Source organism: Bradyrhizobium sp. 31Argb, from assembly GCF_043638955.1.
GTDB lineage: Bacteria > Pseudomonadota > Alphaproteobacteria > Rhizobiales > Xanthobacteraceae > Bradyrhizobium.
In genome coordinates, this window is the sequence record NZ_JBEGDB010000025.1 from 16493 (window position 1) to 34072 (window position 17580).

Sequence of the window (17580 nt, forward strand, 5' to 3'; positions counted from 1 at the left end):
TCAGCGCCGCGCCAGGCGGAAATAGAGTTCGGACAGTCGCCCCGGCAAATCCTCGATCCGGTGCACCATCATCGTGTTGCCGCGCCCGAAGATCCGCGACGCCGCCTGGATGCCGGCCTTGCCGAGCACCACGCCGTAGGCATCGACGCCGGCGTTCTTCAGGCCGAGCGCAGCGCGGCGCGCATCCTCGACCAGGTCGAGCGGATCGGACACGTCGATATCGGACGGCTCGCCGTCGGTCAGCACGATCACCAGCTTGCGGCCGGAATTGGTCTTGCCGATCACCTTTCCCGCATGGCGCAGCGCGGTGCCGAGCCGCGTCGACAGTCCCGATCTCAGCCCGGCGAGCCGGGCCACGCAGCTCCGGTCATACGGCTCCTCGAAGGATTTTACCGTGGTCATTCTGACGTCGTCGCGTCCGTCCGAGGCGAACGCCTTGAGGCTGAAGGGATCGCCGAGCCTTCCCATCGCCTCCGCCAGCACCGCAACCGCCAGGCGCTCGACATCCAGAATGGTCGCGCCGGAGGCGAGCCGGTCGCGCGTCGACTCCGAGACATCGATCAATAGCAGCGCCGCGAGATCGCGATGAACTGATGTCGACGAGCGGAACACGCGCGGATCCGGCTCCTGCCCGATGCGCAGCGCGATGCCGGCGTCGAGCGCGGCGTCGATATCGATGTCGTGGCCCCCATGCTGCCGGTTAAGACGAATGGTGCGGCCGATCCGTACCCCGCGCACCAGTCGTCCGATCCGGCTGCGCAGCGCCTCTGCATGGTCGAGCGCGGCTTCGATCAGGCGCGGATCGCCGACGTACGCCGCCACCTCGCGCACAATGGTCCATTCGGGGCGTTCGATGCCATGCGCGCGGTCCCATTCCGGATATTTTGCGATGATGGTGCCGCGCTCGTCCGGCGCCACCGGCCGGCCGCGTCCGAGCGTTTCACCTTGTTGGTCTGGTTCGTTGCCGTTGCCATCAGGCGCTTCCTGCCGCTCCATCCGCACTGCATCGACCGGCAGTTCCATCACCTCGCCTGAGGGAGGAGCGTTCTCGCCGAAGTCCCATAGTCCCAGGCCGTCGTCGCGATAGACAGGCTCGACGACGTAGGTCTTGACGTTGAACTGCACCCGCATCTGGCCGAGGTCGTTGCCCAGCAGCATGCCGATCTCGCGGCTGATGGCGGGGTCGTCGATGCGAGGCAAGGCCGCCTGAAACATTGCGCGGCCCTTGGCGACAAAGCTGTCGTCATCGACATAGGCGGGATCGAACAGCGCGCGCGCCAGCCGTGCCAGCAAGGTCGGTGCCGCCACCACACCCGACGGCGTCGCCACGTGATAGGGCGCCCACAGCCGCCGCAGGCCCGGCAATTGCCGCATCGCCAGCGTCTCGATACGGGCGTCCTCGATCAGATTGACGAGTGCGATCTGCAGCGGCTTCAGCGTGCCGACCGGAAACAGCCCGTTGCCCAGCACGAGATGCGCCTGCGCATGCGCCGCCGCGGCGCGGAACAGCGCTCGCGCCGCATCGCCCTGCACGCCGCGAAAGGTTTCCGGCAAGCGGATCAAGGGGCCGGCAATCGAGGTCCGCCGCTGCGGCGCCTGGCTGTTGTCGGCGGCAAGGCTGCGCAGCAAAGGCGGCTTGCCCCAGAGCGCAGTGATGAACGCCTTCAGCTCGATCTCGGTTTCCAGGAATGTCACGCTGCCGATATCGCGCGCGATCATACGGCGCGCGAGCTCGTCCTCGAGGTGGAAGAATGCCAGCCGTCGCGCCTTGTTGCCGGATGCCAATTTCAGTCCGGCCGCGACGAAATTCTCGAAGGCGTCGATCGTGCCGGGGGCGAGAATTGCGGCGATGTTGTCTGCGGTCGGCGCAACCGATTCCGGCGCCTGCTGCGCCAGCAGATCCATCACCCGCCACCATCGCGCCAAAGCCGGGCCGCTGCCGAAGAGGCGCGAGGCAATCGGCAGCGCCTTCACCGCGGCGGTCGCAGCCTGCGCGCCGGCGTTTCGGCAGATGTCGGCCGCAATCTGGCCCGCTACCAAAAGCGGTGCGATTTCCCGATGGTCACCTGTGTTCTTGCTCGCCTCCCAATAGGCGATCAGGCAGGCGGGCCCGGCATTGACATGCGCGAGCGTCAGCACGGCGCCGGCCCAGGCTTCGAGCTCGTTCACATCGAAACGCTGCGAGAGATCGTCCCAGGCTATCAGGAACATCGGCCGCAGCGTCTCGCGTTGGAGCATCAAACGATGGATCCGGCGCGTCGCGCTGTCCTCCTCGTCGGGAGGCACCAGCTGCAGCGTGACCTGCTTGGCTGCGTTCACGGCAGGCAGGCCTGGATGGCGTCGCTGAGCGCCGCGCGGATGTCGGGGTTATCGGTGATCGGCAGCACGATGGAGGATTGCACGGCGACGTCGAGCGGCAAGCCTGCGCGCACCATCCGCCCGGCATGGATCAGCATGCGGGTGGAAGCGCCCTCGTCGAGGCCGTGGCCCGCAGATTGCGCGAGCGCTGCGCGATCGCGACCAGGATGCCGGCAAGCTCGTCATCGGTGCCGCACTCGCGGACGATGATGGCGGCTTCCGTGGTCGGCGGCGGATAGGAGAAATCGATCGCGACGAAGCGCTGCTTGGTCGATTCCTTCAGATCCTTGACCGCGCTCTGGTAGCCCGGATTGTAGGAGATCGTGAGCTGGAAATCGCCGTGCGCCGGCACGATCTCGTTGTGCTTCTCCAGCGGCAGGATGCGGCGCGCGTCGGTAAGCGGATGGATCACTACGGTGGTGTCCTGCCGCGCCTCGACGATCTCGTCGAGGTAGCAGATCGCGCCGTGGCGCACCCCGAGCGTCAGCGGCCCGTCGTGCCACACGGTTCCCTGCGGCTCCAGCAGGTAACGCCCTGCGAGATCGGCGGCAGTCATGTCCTCATGCGCTGCCACCGTGATCAGCGGCTTGCCGAGCCGCCAGGCCATGTGCTCGACGAAGCGGGTCTTGCCGCAGCCGGTCGGTCCCTTCAGCATCACCGGCAGGCGCTCGGCATAGGCGGCCTGAAAGGTCTCGATCTCATGGCCGAGCGGCTGGTAGTAGGGCTCGTCGGCGATCCGGTAGGCGTCGAGATTCATGAAACATCCTCCGTGCATGACGAAGGATTGATGCCGCGAGACCGAGCGCCACCGTCCCTCCGTGAATGGGATTGGCAGTCGTTGCCTTGGAACACGCTGCAGCATCGAAGCGTGCGAACAGGCGAATAGCGCCTTGATTCAATTACAGCCCGAAAGGCCGGACAAAACAAGCGGATTCGAGCGGATCGGCCAGATCTCCATGGGCATGTACTGCACCTGAGCGGCAGGCGAACGACGGATCCATGTCAGCAATCCAACGTGGTCTCGCGCTCCCATTGCGTGAGGTGTCGTGAAAAGTCGTTCCACTCCTGGTGCTTGAGCTTCAGATAGGCCGGCACGTATTCGCCGAGGCTGTCGCTCAATAGTCTGGAGCCTTCCAGTGCTCGTAGGGCATCGAGCAGGTTGAGCGGGAGTTTCTTGACGTCCTGCACCAGATGGCCGTCAGTGTACATGTTGATGTCGAGGCGCCTGCCGGGGTCGCGGTTGCTCTGGATGCCATCGAGCCCGGCGGCCAGGATGGCGGCCTGCATGGCATAGGGATTGGCCGCGCCGTCAGCGAGGCGCAGTTCGAACCGTCCCGCTTCAGGTATTCGGATCATGTGCGTCCGGTTGTTGCCCGAGAAGGTGACCGTGTTCGGGCTCCAGGTTGCCCCGGACAGCGTGCGCGGCGCGTTGATCCGCTTGTAGGAGTTCACCGTCGGATTGAGAATGGCCGCCAGCGCGTCGGCAGAATGAATGATGCCGCCGATAAAGGCGTATCCGATCGATGAAATGCCGAGCTCGCCCTTTTCGTCTTCAAAGAGATTCCTGTTGCCCTTCCACAGCGAGACGTGGACGTGACAGCCGTTGCCCGTAAGGCCGGAGAACGGCTTCGGCATGAAAGTCGCGCGAAGCTGATGCTTCTCGGCAATCGACTTCACCATGTATTTGAAAAAGGCGTGGCGGTCGGCGGTAACCAACGCATCGCTATAGTCCCAGTTCATCTCGAACTGGCCGTTCGCGTCCTCGTGGTCGTTCTGGTAGGGATTCCAGCCCAGTTGGAGCATGCCGTCGCAGATTTCGCTGATCACCTCGTAGCGCCGCATCAGCGCCGACTGATCGTAGCAGGGCTTGGCCTGACGATCGGAGATGTCGCCGATGTTCTCCCCGTCCGGCGAGATCAGGAAGAATTCGCATTCGACGCCGCTCTTGAGCTGAAAGCCGCGGTCGGCCGCCGTTGCGATCAGTCTCTTCAGCATATTGCGTGGCGCCTGCTCGACCAGCTTGCCGCCCATCCATGGATCGGCGGCCAGCCAGCCGACCTCCGGCTTCCAGGGAAGTTGAATCAGGCTGTCCGGATCGGGAATGGCAAGGATATCCGGATCGGCCGGCGTCATGTCGAGCCAGGTGGCGAAGCCGGCGAAACCGGCGCCGTTCCTCGCCATGCCTCCGATCGCTTCGGCCGGAACAAGCTTGGCACGCTGGGTGCCCAGCAGATCGGTGTAGGAAATCAGGAAGTACTTGATCTTCCGTTCTTTGGCGGCTTCAGCAAGATCGATCGACATGGTGCCTCTTCATCAGCGGTAAGTGTCAGTATCGGTCCCGGCCAGGAGTCCAATTGGTGCCGACGAGCGGAACGCGCGCGATCGCAGCCGCTTCGACGGTGAGTGCGACAAGGTCTTCAGGTTCGAGATTGTGGACGTGGTTCTTGCCGCAGGCGCGTGCGATTGTCTGCGTTTCCAGCGTAAGAACGGACAGGAAGTTGGCAAGCCGCCGCCCCGCGACGACCGGATCGAGGCGCTTTGCAAGCTCCGGATCCTGCGTGGTGATGCCCGCCGGATCCAATCCCTCATGCCAGTCGTCATAGGCGCCGGCCGTCGTACCGAGCTTGTTGTATTCGCTTTCGAGCGCCGGGTTATTGTCGCCCAGCGCGATCAGCGCCGCCGTGCCGATCGCGACCGCGTCGGCTCCGAGGGCGAGCGCCTTGGCGACGTCGGCGCCGTTGCGAATGCCGCCGGAGATGATCAACTGCACCTTGCGGTGCATGCCCAGTTCCTGGAGCGCCTCCACCGCGGGGCGCACCGCCGCCAGCGTCGGAATACCGACGTTCTCGATGAAGACCTCCTGCGTGGCGGCCGTTCCGCCCTGCATGCCGTCGATCACGACGACATCCGCACCGGCCTTCACGGCCAGGGCCGTGTCGTAATACGGGCGGCTCGCCCCAACCTTCACGTAGATCGGCTTCTCCCAATCGGTGATTTCGCGCAGCTCCTCGATCTTGATCTCGAGGTCATCGGGGCCGGTCCAGTCGGGGTGACGGGAGGCGGAACGCTGATCGATGCCTTCCGGCAGCGTGCGCATCTCGGCCACGCGCCTGGAGATCTTCTGTCCCAGCAGCATGCCGCCGCCGCCAGGCTTGGCGCCCTGGCTGACCACGATCTCGATGGCATCGGCGCGGCGCAGATCGTCGGGGTTCATTCCGTAGCGTGAAGGGAGATATTGGTAGACGAGGAGCGACGAATGAGCGCGCTCCTCGTTGGTCATGCCGCCGTCGCCGGTCGTCGTGCTGGTTCCGACCGCGCTGGCACCGCGGCCGAGCGCTTCCTTTGCCGTGCTCGACAATGCGCCGAAGCTCATGCCGGCAATGGTGACGGGCGTCTTGAGGTGGATCGGCTTTTTCGCAAAGCGAGAGCCGAGCACGACGTCGGTGCCACACTTTTCGCGATAACCCTCCAACGGATAGCGCGATATGGAGGCGCCGAGAAACAGCAGGTCGTCGAAATGCGGTACCCGTCGCTTGGCGCCGCCGCCGCGGATGTCATAGATGCCGGTGGCCGCGGCGCGCTGAATCTCAGAAATCGTGTAGCGGTCGAAGGTTGCTGAGAAGCGCGGTTCCGTTCTTATCGGTTTTGGGGCTGCCATCGTCTGCCGTCAGTAGGATGCAATGTTGTCGATGTGGAAGTTGTAGAGACGGCGTGCCGACCCATACATGCGAAACTCGTCGAGGTTGGCGCCTTCGACGCCGGCCCGGTGGAGCAGTGCGGCGAGGCGGGCCTTGTCCTCCTTCGCCATCGGCTTTTCGATACAGTCGGCGCCGAGACTCTTCACCTTTCCCCGCACGAAGATGGTCGCTTCGTAGATGGAATCGCCGAGGGCCTCTCCGGCATCGCCGAAGACGACGAGGTTGCCGGCCTGGGCCATGAAAGCGCTCATGGCGCCGATCGAACCCTTGACGATGATATCGATGCCCTTCATCGAGATTCCGCAGCGTGCGGCTGCGTCACCATCGACGATCAGCAGTCCGCCGTGACCGGTGGCGCCGGCGGATTGGCTCGCATCGCCCATCACATGAACGACGCCCGACATCATGTTCTCTGCGACGCCCGTTCCGGCATTGCCGTGAATGCGGATCGACGCCTGCTTGTTCATACCGCCGCAGTAATAGCCGACATGTCCGTTGATATCGATTTCGATGGGTGCATCGACGCCCGTTCCGATCGCATGCTTGCCGTTGGAGTTGCTGACTTCCCACAGGGTCTCGTTGGTATCAGGTACGAGACGGTGCAGCGCCGCGTTGAGTTCTCGGACTGTTTGCCGCTCCAGATCGATCACGGGCATTATCGACGTTCCCAAGCGTAGACGGTCGCCGGTTCGGGCTCGAAGACGCGGGCGTTCTCGATGCCTGGCAACGCCGAGAGGGCGCGAAACTCGGAGCCAAATGCGACATAGTCATCGGACTCGGCAAGGATGGCCGGTTTGCAGGCGATCGGATCGCGGAGCACGGCGAAGCCGTCGCGGGTACCGACGACGAAGGTGAAGAAGCCGTCGAGTGCGACAAGGCTGGACGTCAACGCCTGCTTGAGGCTGTCGCCTTCGCGCATCCGCCACGTCAGATAGCCCGCGGCCACCTCGGAATCGTTCTCGGTCTCGAAGACGAAACCTTCGCGCTTGAGGCCGCGCCGGACCGCGTTGTGGTTGGAGAGCGAACCATTGTGGACGAGGCACTGGTCGGCGCCCGTCGAGAAGGGGTGAGCGCCATTAGTGGTGACCGCCGATTCAGTCGCCATGCGCGTATGGCCGATGCCGTGGGTGCCTTGCATCGCGGGCAGCGAGAACTGGTCGGCGACGCGCTCCGGCAGGCCGACCTCCTTGTAGATCTCCATCCGGGAGCCGGCGCTGACGAGATGTATCTCGGGATGATGCTCGCGCAGCCAGGCCAGGGCCTGCGCCTGTTGCTCACGGGGTATCGTCACCACGACATGATTGGAGCGCCGCACCAGATCGACCGGCGCTTTCAGCACCGCGCCGAGCGTCCTCGCCAGATCGCGGTCCACGGCCGCGTCGGCGGCGCGCAGCGTCAGCTTGATGAGATCGTCGGCCCCTGCGCCATAGATCGCTATGCCTGCGCTGTCCGGACCGCGGGCCGACATCGTCGCGAGCATGCGCGAAAGGTGTTCGCCCAGCTCCGGCTGAAGCTGTTCGTTCTTGAGAAACAATCCGACAATGCCGCACATGTGCTGCTCCCTGACCTGGAGAGCAAATGTAGCAGCTTCGGACGCTTCGTCAATCGTGAGGAATAAGTTTTTCCTGATAAGAAATTGGGCGCGATGAGGCAGAATTAGGCGGGGCGCCGCGGATACACGATGATCGAGAGGTAAGTCATCGGCCGCTTCACCAGCACTTCGGGCCCATGCAGCGCGCCGGAGTCGAACAGCATGGAATCGCCCGGGCGTAACCGGTAGCTCTTGTTACCGTGACGGTAGATCACCTCGCCAGTGAGCATGTAGATGAACTCTGTGCCGGCGTGCTGGAATCCCGTATAGGCCTCGGCTTCCTCCTTCAGCGTGATGAGGTAGGGCTCGACGACGACGTCCTCGCCGCTCACATGTCCGAGCAGTTGGTACACATGTCCCACCTTGGTGCCGCGTCGTTCGATGACCACGCCTTGCTTGGCGCGAACGAAGGAGCAGTCGCGCCGCTCCTCGGATGCCGCGAACAGTAAACTAAGCGGCACAGTAAGCGCGTTCGCGATCGACTGTAGCGTGGAAAGCGACGGCGAAATCTGGCCGTTCTCGATTTTCGAAAGCATGCCGGCCGAGATGTTCGCGGCGCTCGCCAGATCAAGCACCGAGAGATCCTGCTGACGTCGGGTATCCCTGATCTTCGCGCCAAGCGCGCGCTCCAGACTTCGGCTGCTTTCGACCGGCGCATTCGAGCCCGTGCGGTAGTCCGAATTCTCGATGACCGTTTCCTTCGGCGTTGCCGCGCTCTTTCTTTTCATCTGCATGTTATCCCGTTCTTATCAGCGCAAGTCGTAACACGATGGCAGGCGGAGGCGGTAAGAATTTTTCAGCCCGCAACCGCGACGTGTGACTTGGCATCTGACTTGGCGCCGCGCCGCGGCTCGTCGGCTCGCAGAACTTCCGAACGATGTCGCGATCAATCGCGGCTGTGCAGTTGCGTCGCCCGACGCAGTAAAAACCGAGCTGTCCTCATTGTAACTGTCAGTGCACAAATTTTACTCTTGAGAAAGTTCGGGTCACTTGTATCGTTTAGAAAATAGATTTCGTGTAGAGAAAATCACTTGAGAGGCTGTTATGCGGGCAGATCGTCGTGGTTTCATGAAGGCAACGCTCGGAGCTGCGACGGTCCTTGCCGCTCCATACGGGTTCGTAAAGAGCATCAATCAGGCGTGGGGAGCTCAGTCCTGGATCAAGAAGGGTGAGCCCATCAAGGTCGGACTCCTGTTTTCGCTCACCGGCGGCCTCGCGGTGCCGGAGGAGGACTCGACGCTCGTGATGCAGTACGCGATCGACGAGATCAACAAGGCCGGCGGCATCGCCGGTCAACCGATCGAGCCGGTGATCGTCGACGCGAAGTCGGACTTCAACGTCTATTCGGAGAAGACCAAGGAACTCATCCTGCGCAATCGGGTCGTCGCGCTGTTCGGCTGCTACACCTCGGCGAGCCGCAAGGCGATCCTGCCGACCGTCATGGCGCAGAACCACCTGCTTTACTACCCGACCTGCTATGAGGGCGCGGAATGCACTCAGAATACGATCTGCACCGGTCCGCTGGCGAACCAGCACTCGAAGGACCTGATCCCGTTCATGGTCCAGCAGTTCGGCAAGAAGGTCTTCTTCGTCGGCTCCAACTATGTCTGGCCGAAGGAATCCAACAAGAACGCCAAGGTCTGGCTGCAGCAGGCTGGCGGCGAACTGCTCGGTGAGGAATACATCCCGCTCGGCAGTTCGGAATTCGGCCCCGTGCTCAACAAGATCCGGGAGGCGAAGCCGAACTTCATCTTCTCGACCGTGGTCGGTGCATCCGACATCGCCTTCCACAAGCAGTTCAAGCAGGAGGGCTTCAAGGTCGACTCGATGCCGATTGCTTCGCTCACTACGGGCGAGATCGAAACCCGCGCGATGGGCAACGAGTTCGGGGCCGGCCACTTTCTCTCGGCGCCGTATTTCCAGGGGCTCGACAATCCGACCAACCACAAGTTCGTGGAGGGATTCCTGAAGAGCAAGTACGGCAAGAACGGTGTCACCCACTACAATATGGAAGAGACCTATCTTTCCGCCTACGTCTTCAAGTACGGTCTCGAAAAGGCCATCGCCAAGGTTGGCCTGGAGGAGGTGACGCCGCGCGCGATCCGCGACAGTACCGGCGGCATCAAGGTCGAGGATGCGGTTTCCCCGGAAGGACTGATCTGGATCGACGATCAGAACTTCAACGCCTGGCTGAAGCCGAAAATCGGCCAGTGCCAGGCCGACGGCAGCTTCAAGATCGTGAAGGCTTCGGCAGAGCACGTCGCGCCGGACCCGTATTCGATCTATCCGGACCTCGGCAAGTGCACGGCGGACGGCCTCAAAGCTGCCGACGGCAAAGTGCGCAAGAGCGTGATCTGAACACAGCGAAAAACAGCAGCCGTGGCGTGCGCGTCGCGCGCCACGGTCGGTCTGGAACGGAGCGAGCTATGGCGGTCGGATCGTTCTTCACGTCCTTCGATCTCAGCGCGTTCATCAACGCGCTGATCCTCGGAATCAGCATTGCCAGCATCTGGCTGATTGCTGCGTTGGGGCTCACGATCATCTATGGCGCGGTCGGCGTGATCAACATGGCCCATGGCGAGTTCATCATGCTCGGCGCCTACAGTTCGTACATGTTGCAGAGCTTCCTCGGGCTGCCTTTTCTGTTGTGCGTTCCGGCTTCTTTCCTGATCGTTGCCGCGGTCGGCCTGATCCTGGAACGCGGATTGATCCGCTACCTCTACAAACGCCCGTTGGATACGCTGCTTGCCACGTTCGGCGTATCGCTTGTGCTCATGCAGGGGGTGCGACTGATCTTCGGCAGCGATCCCAAATATCTTGCGGTACCGCCGATCTTCTCGAGCAACATCCAGTTCGCCTTCGTCAATATTTCCGTTTTCCGCGTAGTGGTGCTCCTGGTCACCATCGCGGTCGTCGTGGCGCTCTGGGCCCTGTTCTACCGGACGCGTTTCGGTGTTCAGGTGCGCGCGGTGATGCAGGACAAGGAGATGGCGGCGTCCTTCGGCGTCAATGCCGATCGCGTCTACATGCTGACCTTCGCGCTTGGCGCAGGCCTTGCCGGTCTCGCGGGATCTCTTTTCGGTGTTCTCAATATCGTTCTGCCCACGATGGGGGCGGCCTATGTGGTGCAAGCCTTCCTGGTGGTCGTGGTCGGCGGCGGCACGCTGGCGGGCAGCGTGGCAGCGGGTGGCGCGACCGGCGAACTGCAATCGATCTTCGCCTATTTCACCAACGACACTTTCGCCCGCTTCGTGCTGTTCGTGATGATCGTGGTGTTCCTCCGGATACGGCCACAGGGCTTGTTCGCGCCATCCGCAAAGCGTCGGTGAAGGCTGCGGCACCGGGATCGGGAAGGGAATGGCGAAATGAATCTCTATCACAAGGTAAGCGCGCAATGGCTGGCCTATCTGGTCTTCTATGCCGTGCTTGCAATGGTGCCTTTGGTCGTGAGCGACAATTTCCTGCTTAATCAGCTCTCGACATATGGCGTGTTCGCAATGCTCGCGCTTTCCGTCAGCCTGTGCTGGGGCTTCGGTGGCATCCTCAATCTCGGACAGGGCATTCCCTTTGGTCTTGGCGCCTACGGCATGGCGATGACCATGCAGATGCAGTCGCAAGACGAATCGAACCCGATGCCGCCCTTCATGCTCAACAACAGCCTGGATCACCTCCCGCTGTTCTGGGTACCCTTTGGCAATACGACGGTCGGCATCGTGCTGGCGCTCGTTGTCCCGACGCTGTTCTGCGCGATCTTCGGCGGGCTGATGTTCCGCGCCCGCGTGTCCGGCCCGTTCTTTGCGATCATGACGCTCGCGATGCTGAGCGCGTGGTACACGCTGATCCTCGACATTCAACCTTATACCAACGGCGTTAACGGCATCACGCCGCCGGCTGCCCTGAAGCTCGGGGAACTGGTGGTCGATCCCTATAGCCCGGGCGCCTACTGGCTGGTGCTCGGTCTGTTGATCGCCGCAACTGTGGTGGCCAAGCTGATGACGCTCAGCCGGTTCGGCCTCGTCGTACAGTCGATCCGCAATGACGCCGAGCGGGTCCGCTTCCTCGGCTACAATGTTGCCGGCTACGAGACCGCCATCTACACCGTGTCCGGCCTCTTTGCTGCCGTGGCCGGCTGCTGCTGGGTCATCCTGACGCAATATGTCTCGCCGGCACAGTTCGATACCACCTTCAGCCTTTCGATAGTGATCTGGGCCGGCATCGGCGGGCGCATGTCGCTGATGGGCGCCATCCTCGGTGCCTTCCTGATCCAGGGCGCGCAGAGCTATCTGGGCGACGCGTTCCTCAATACCTGGCTCCTGATCCTCGGCGGATTCTTCATCCTGGTCGTGCGCTTCCTGCCGAAGGGACTGATCGGGCTGGTCGAAAGTGCGCTGGGCCGGATCTCGATCGGCTCGAAGAAGGGCGGCAACGGCGTTTCCGCCCCGCGCCTCTATCCGCAGCCAGGCGAGTAGGGGGCGGTCATGGGGTTCCTGGAAATCCGCAACCTCTGCAAGAGCTTCGACACCGTCTCGGTGATCAACGACTTCAGCTTCGAGCTCGTGGAACAAACGCTGTGCTGCCTCGTCGGGCCGAACGGCGCCGGCAAGACCACGACCATGGACCTGATCACCGGCCGGCAGAAGCCGACCTCGGGCCGGATTCTGTTCTGCGATGACGATATCACCGGTCTCGACGAGCACGAGATCGCCCGGCGCGGCATCGGCCGCAAATTCCAGGTGCCCGCGGTGTTCCGCGATCTGAAGGTACGGCAGAACCTCGAAGTCGCTTACAGCCGCAGCACCAACCCGCTGAAGGATTTCTTCCGCTTCAGGGAGCCGTTCTTCGCCGAGAAGCTCGAGGAGATCCTCGCGCTGACGGGGCTTGGCAACCGCCTGAACGTCGAAGCGGGCATCCTGTCGCACGGCGAGACCCAGTGGCTCGAGATCGGGATGGTGCTGATGCAGAATCCGCGCCTTCTTCTGTTGGACGAACCGGTCGCCGGCATGACCGAATCCGAGATCGAGAAGACCGCTGAGATATTCAACCGCCTCAAGCAGACCAACACGCTCGTCGTCGTCGAGCACGACATGGCCTTCGTCCGCCAGATCGCCGACATGGTCACGGTGATGCATATGGGCAGCTTGCTCGCCCATGGATCGATCGGCGACATCGAGGCCAATGAACGCGTGCGCGAGGTCTATCTCGGCGAGACGGAGGACGCGTGACCATGTTGCTGTCGATGGACCGCGTCACCTCCTATTACGGCAAGACGCCAATCCTGAAGGATTTCTCCTTCGGCGTGGAAGAGGGCAGGTGCCTCTGTGTGCTCGGCCGCAATGGCGTCGGCAAGACCACGTTGATGCGAACGATTATGGGCCTGACCGACAGGTCGGTTGGCGAGATCACCATCGAGGGGCAGGACATTGCGTCCTCGCCAACCCATCTCCGGGCCAGGCTCGGTATCGGTTACGTGCCGCAGGGGCGCGGAATTCTCTCGGAGTTCACCGTCCGAGAGAACATTCTCCTGGGCACCTTCGCACGCCACGATGGCCGTCCCGAGATTCCCGAGCTTTGCCTCCAGATGTTCCCCTATCTGAAGGCCAATCTCGACCGCCGGGCAGGCCTCCTGTCCGGCGGACAGAAACAGCAGCTTGCGATTGCTCGCGCGCTGGCGGTCGATCCGAAGATCCTTCTGCTCGACGAGCCCACCGAGGGCATCCAGCCCAATATCGTGCATGAGATCGGCGAAACCTTGCTGACGCTCAACCGCAAGCTCGGCATCACGCTTCTCCTGACCGAGCAGCACATCCGCGTGGCTCGGCGGCTGGGGGATGCATTCCTCATGGTCGACAATGGACGCGTGGTCGCCGGCGGCCCGATGGCCGAACTCACCGATGACGTGATCCACAAGTATCTCACCATCTAGTCAACACGGAGCAGATAGATGATTCCGATACCCCGGCCCTCTTCGTCCGATGCGCAGCGCATGATCAAGGAGCACAAGGAATGCATCGACTCCATGAAGGGGGTCGCCGGCAACAGCGTGCTCAAATGCGCGACGCCGGGCGACACCACCACGGTCACGGGAGGCATTCACGAGGACTTCCAGCTCAATCGCGTCCTGCTGCGCATGCGGGCGCAGCCGGCGAAAGGCAAGCTCGTCGTCGTCTGCACCAAGGTCGAAAAGGAGTGGCGCATCGCCCGCCTTTCCGGCATCCGCGGCGTGCCGCCGGAATTCATCAACGACAAGGTCTATGACAATGAGCAGGACCCGCAGCATGACATCTTTCTGATGCGGCTGGAGGAGTTCGCTGAGTACGACGGTTTCCCGGAACACTTCCGCGAGGGGTGGAAACGCCGAGACGACATGTGGGCGACGACCTGAAGGTTCAATGAGAAAAGTCAACTGTTGAGGGCACAATCATGAGTTGGATGACGATCACCGGCTACGCTGACAAGTTCAGCGTCCATCCGGGAGACACCATCAAGTTTTTTGTCAATTGCGACGGACGGGCCGACTACCAGGCGGAGATCGTCAAGATGATCCATGCCGACACCAATCCGCGCGGACCGGGATTCATCGAGGAGAAGATCCAGGCTTCCTGCAACGGCACGTACAAGGGCATGAAGCAGGAGATCTACAGCGGCTCGTACGGATTCGTGGTCGACAAGCCGCAATTCCGTCTGGAAAGCGTAACGCTGCAGTGCTGGATCTGGCCGACCGCGCCGAAGACGCATCCCAAATACTGGAAGCACGGCGCGCAGGGCTTGGTCACCAAGTGGCACGACGGCAACGGATACGGGCTCTTCATCAACGAAGCGGGCTGCGTCGAATTCCGCGTCAACGACCAGGTCATCACCACCGGCGCGCCGCTTCGCGATCATGCCTGGCACTTCGTGGCGGCGTCGTTCGATGCCAAGACCGGAGAAGCCATTCTCTATCACGAGCCGCAGATCGTCTACGCACTTGATCCGGAGATACCACCGGTCACGAAGAAACTCTCGACCAAGCTCACCTATGCGCCGGGAACGCCGGCCGTGATCGCCGGCTATTGCGGCTCGTTCAGCGACGCCCCGCAGGGCAAGGCTTCGGTGCCGGCGGGCATCCTCATCAAGGGACATTACAACGGCAAGATCGACAGTCCGCGGATCTGCAACAGGGCGCTGAGCCGGCTCGAGATCGAGACCATGAAGCTCGGTGCGCAACCGGGTCTCAGCGAGCGGCGCAATTCGGGCCCGACCGGCAAGCTCTCCGAGGCCATCGTCGCATCATGGGATTTCTCCGACGGGATCAACACTCTGGTCGGGAAAGACAAGGGGCCATATTTGTTCCATGCCACGATCGTCAATTGCCCAACCCGGGCGATGACCGGCTACAACTGGGAAGGCCAGGTGTTCGACTGGAAGGTCGCACCGGAACAATACGGCGCCATCCATTTCCATGACGACGATATCGATGACGCCCGCTGGAGCACGAGCTTCGAGTGGAACGTGCCGAAGGGCACGGGCAGCAAGTTCTACGCCGCGAAGCTGACGGCGAAGGACGGAAGCGAGGACTACATCCCGTTCTGGGTGGTGCCTCGCGTCGGCGAAGAGACCGCGAAGATCGCCTTCATGGTGCCGACCATCAGCTACATGGCCTATGCCAACGAGCATCTCGCCAACAATGCCGGCGGCGCCGAACTGCTGGTCTATCGGGTGCCGATCATGCAGCAGCAGAACATGTTCCTGTCGGAGCATCGCGAATACGGTGGATCGATCTACGACACTCACACCGATGGCAGCGGTCTTTGCCTGTCGTCGCGGCTGCGGCCGATCCTCAGCATCCGGCCGAAGTACGATCACTTCCTGGCGCAGGCACCCTGGCAATACCCGGCCGATCTGCACATGATCTACTGGCTGGAGAAGAAGGGCTACGAGTATGACGTGATCACCGACGAGGACGTCACCTATGATGGCCTTGCGCGGCTTGAGAATTACAACGTTATCATCACCGGCTCGCATCCCGAGCACAACAGCGGACCGCAGCTCGATGCGCTCCACAACTACATGCAGCGCGGCGGCCGCTTCATGTATATGGGCGCGGACGGCTGGTACTGGGTGCACTCCTATCATCCCGCATATGACGGACAGGGTCGCGGCATCGTCACGGAGATGAGGCGCTGCGAAAGCGGCATTCGCACCTGGCGTGCCGATCCCGGCGAATATTATCACCAGGGCACGGGCGAACTCGGCGGCATGTGGCGGTTCCGCGGACGCTATCTGCATACGGTAGCCGGCACGGGCATGTCGTCGGAAGGTTTCGACATCTCGACCTACTATTCGAGGACTCCGGAGAGCAACGACACGCGCGTAGCCTGGGCCTTCGAGGGCATCTCCTACGACGAGAAGCTCGGCAATTTCGGTCTCGTCGGCGGCGGCGCCGCGGGCACCGAGCTCGACATCGTGGATACCATGCTCGGCAGCCCGCCGCACACGCTGGTGGTGGCAACCTCCGCAGGCCGCCACACAGAAGGCTATCTGCTGGTCATGGAGGACTACGGCTTCAACCAGCAGGGCCTTGACGGAACTCAGCACCCGCGCGTGCGCTCCGACATCGCCTATCATGAGACGCCAAACGGTGGCGGATCGTTCGCGTTCTCGTCGATCGCCTTCTGCGGCGCGCTGCCCTGGAACAACGGCGACAACAACATCTCGACGCTGGTCGGCAACGTACTGAACCGCTTCATGCAGGACGGTCCATTGCCGATGCCAGATCCGGAGGCGATCATCCATCGTGGCCGCGCCGACTACGACCAGCCGATGAACAAGGCGCGCAAGTAGCGCAGGAGAGGACGACGAAGGCGGCGCGGGTTTTTGCCAGCGCCGCCTCCGTGACGGAGGCGCAACGATGCTGACTCATCCGGATACGGTCTATATCGACGCGGGTATCGATTTCCTCGATCCCCGGCTCTATTCATCGTGTCGCGCGCCGTTCGGGCTCGCGACGATGCTTCCCCGCCGCGCCTATACATCGGAGGTGTTCGAGCGCCTCGAGAACGAAAAGGTCTGGACGCGGGACTGGGTCTGCATCGGCACGTCGCCCGAAATCCCCGATCCGCTCGATCTGCTTCCCTACACGATCGGCCAGCACGCGATCCACGTTCAGCGATTGCCCGATGGCGGTTTGCAGGGACGGTTCAACAAGGCGCAGCACGGCGGCTGCCGGACGATACCGGCACAGTGCCGCACCGGCAAGAAGACCAGATGTTCCTACACCTCCTGCGGATTCAGCCGCGACCGCGACGTCATCCTCGCCAACGCCCTCGCCGAGATGTCGCCGCAGATGGGTCAGTATCTCGGTGCCGTGCCGGAGCGCCTTCTGCCGGTGAAGGTCAGGACCTCTGGCCCGCTGATCTTCGCGAACATCGATCCGACGCTGGACGCCGAACAGCGGCCGCTGCTTCCGGAATGGACGGAGAACCTTGTGCGCCTGGAAGGTCACTGGCAGGAACACCGTTCGAACTGGAAGCTTGCGGGTGCGACGATCGTCGACATCGCGCGCTCCAGCCTCGCCGGTGGCGGCGCCACCAACCATGTCAGCGCCGAATGGACGTTTCCCAATCTCGTTCTTGTCCGGTCCCGCTACGCAACCCTTGTGGTGGTGTTGCAGCCGACCGCACTGGACCAGACGCTCTGGCGGCTCTCCTTCTTCAGCCCGCCTGAGCTCTCGCGTTCCGCACATGAGGCCGCATGCGGCGGCCTCATGCGCCTGCTCGACCAGGCCGCCGGGCAGGCGTCCTCGCTGCAGGAGAAGATTGAGCTCTCGCTCGCGTCGGATCCGTCCGAGTCAAGCCGCGCCGGCTGGCTGTTCAACCAGGCCTTGATTGAGCGGGTCACCCGACATCATGTCGCCTACTGGAGTGCCCCCTTGATGCGAGCTTGAAGGGAGGAGGT

The 17580-nt window shown here is 62.6% G+C and carries 14 protein-coding genes and 1 pseudogene; 8 read left to right on the forward strand and 7 right to left on the reverse strand.

The features are described 5' to 3' along the window. The 7 genes and pseudogenes from AAFX91_RS07440 to AAFX91_RS07470 all read right to left on the reverse strand — a co-directional run bounded on the left by AAFX91_RS07440 (window position 1) and on the right by AAFX91_RS07470 (window position 8375). Window positions 1-2319: a nitric oxide reductase activation protein NorD gene (locus AAFX91_RS07440; protein ID WP_394566020.1), complete on the reverse strand. Its 2319-nt coding sequence runs from the start codon at window positions 2317-2319 to the stop codon at window positions 1-3. Next, window positions 2316-3115: pseudogene (locus tag AAFX91_RS07445) on the reverse strand (CbbQ/NirQ/NorQ/GpvN family protein). The gene AAFX91_RS07440 and the pseudogene AAFX91_RS07445 overlap by 4 nt, the downstream one beginning before the upstream one ends. Window positions 3116-3360: 245 nt before the next feature. Next, window positions 3361-4659, reverse strand: coding sequence for a type III glutamate--ammonia ligase (gene glnT / locus AAFX91_RS07450; protein WP_282526994.1), 1299 nt, complete (start codon window positions 4657-4659; stop codon window positions 3361-3363). Between the two features lie 25 nt (window positions 4660-4684). Continuing rightward, a complete protein-coding gene (locus tag AAFX91_RS07455; protein WP_394566021.1) occupies window positions 4685-6016 on the reverse strand; it encodes an FMN-binding glutamate synthase family protein in 1332 nt (443 codons plus the stop codon). Between the two features lie 9 nt (window positions 6017-6025). After that, complete coding sequence (locus tag AAFX91_RS07460; protein ID WP_394566022.1) at window positions 6026-6712, reverse strand: protein glxC; 687 nt, start codon at window positions 6710-6712, stop codon at window positions 6026-6028. Next, window positions 6712-7608 (reverse strand): glutamine amidotransferase family protein, encoded by an 897-nt coding sequence (locus AAFX91_RS07465; RefSeq protein WP_130578416.1) that lies wholly within the window; start codon window positions 7606-7608, stop codon window positions 6712-6714. The genes AAFX91_RS07460 and AAFX91_RS07465 overlap by 1 nt, the downstream gene beginning before the upstream one ends. Before the next feature lie 104 nt (window positions 7609-7712). Then, complete coding sequence (locus AAFX91_RS07470; RefSeq protein ID WP_130578415.1) at window positions 7713-8375, reverse strand: helix-turn-helix domain-containing protein; 663 nt, start codon at window positions 8373-8375, stop codon at window positions 7713-7715. A 316-nt stretch (window positions 8376-8691) separates the two neighbouring features. Between AAFX91_RS07470 and AAFX91_RS07475 the strand changes: the two genes are divergently transcribed. The 8 genes from AAFX91_RS07475 to AAFX91_RS07510 all read left to right on the forward strand — a co-directional run bounded on the left by AAFX91_RS07475 (window position 8692) and on the right by AAFX91_RS07510 (window position 17569). Continuing rightward, a complete protein-coding gene (locus AAFX91_RS07475) occupies window positions 8692-10005 on the forward strand; it encodes a transporter substrate-binding domain-containing protein (RefSeq protein WP_394566023.1) in 1314 nt (437 codons plus the stop codon). 68 nt (window positions 10006-10073) lie between these two features. Further along, a complete protein-coding gene (urtB, locus tag AAFX91_RS07480) occupies window positions 10074-10976 on the forward strand; it encodes an urea ABC transporter permease subunit UrtB (RefSeq protein ID WP_394566024.1) in 903 nt (300 codons plus the stop codon). A gap of 36 nt (window positions 10977-11012) precedes the next feature. Then, entirely contained in the window at window positions 11013-12116 is a 1104-nt protein-coding gene (urtC, locus tag AAFX91_RS07485; RefSeq protein ID WP_130578412.1) for an urea ABC transporter permease subunit UrtC, read from the forward strand. Window positions 12117-12125: 9 nt separating this feature from the next. After that, window positions 12126-12869 carry an urea ABC transporter ATP-binding protein UrtD gene (gene urtD / locus AAFX91_RS07490; RefSeq protein WP_394566025.1) on the forward strand — a complete coding sequence of 248 codons (744 nt, stop codon included), beginning with the start codon at window positions 12126-12128 and terminating at the stop codon, window positions 12867-12869. A 2-nt stretch (window positions 12870-12871) separates the two neighbouring features. Then, window positions 12872-13570 carry an urea ABC transporter ATP-binding subunit UrtE gene (gene urtE / locus AAFX91_RS07495; protein ID WP_394566039.1) on the forward strand — a complete coding sequence of 233 codons (699 nt, stop codon included), beginning with the start codon at window positions 12872-12874 and terminating at the stop codon, window positions 13568-13570. An 18-nt stretch (window positions 13571-13588) separates the two neighbouring features. Beyond that, on the forward strand, window positions 13589-14029 hold the full coding sequence (locus tag AAFX91_RS07500) for a N,N-dimethylformamidase, small subunit (RefSeq protein WP_282527002.1): 441 nt from the start codon (window positions 13589-13591) through the stop codon (window positions 14027-14029). Window positions 14030-14067: 38 nt separating this feature from the next. Next, a complete protein-coding gene (locus AAFX91_RS07505; RefSeq protein WP_394566026.1) occupies window positions 14068-16467 on the forward strand; it encodes a N,N-dimethylformamidase beta subunit family domain-containing protein in 2400 nt (799 codons plus the stop codon). Between the two features lie 67 nt (window positions 16468-16534). Continuing rightward, complete coding sequence (locus tag AAFX91_RS07510) at window positions 16535-17569, forward strand: ring-hydroxylating oxygenase subunit alpha (protein ID WP_394566027.1); 1035 nt, start codon at window positions 16535-16537, stop codon at window positions 17567-17569. Window positions 17570-17580 lie beyond the last annotated feature (11 nt).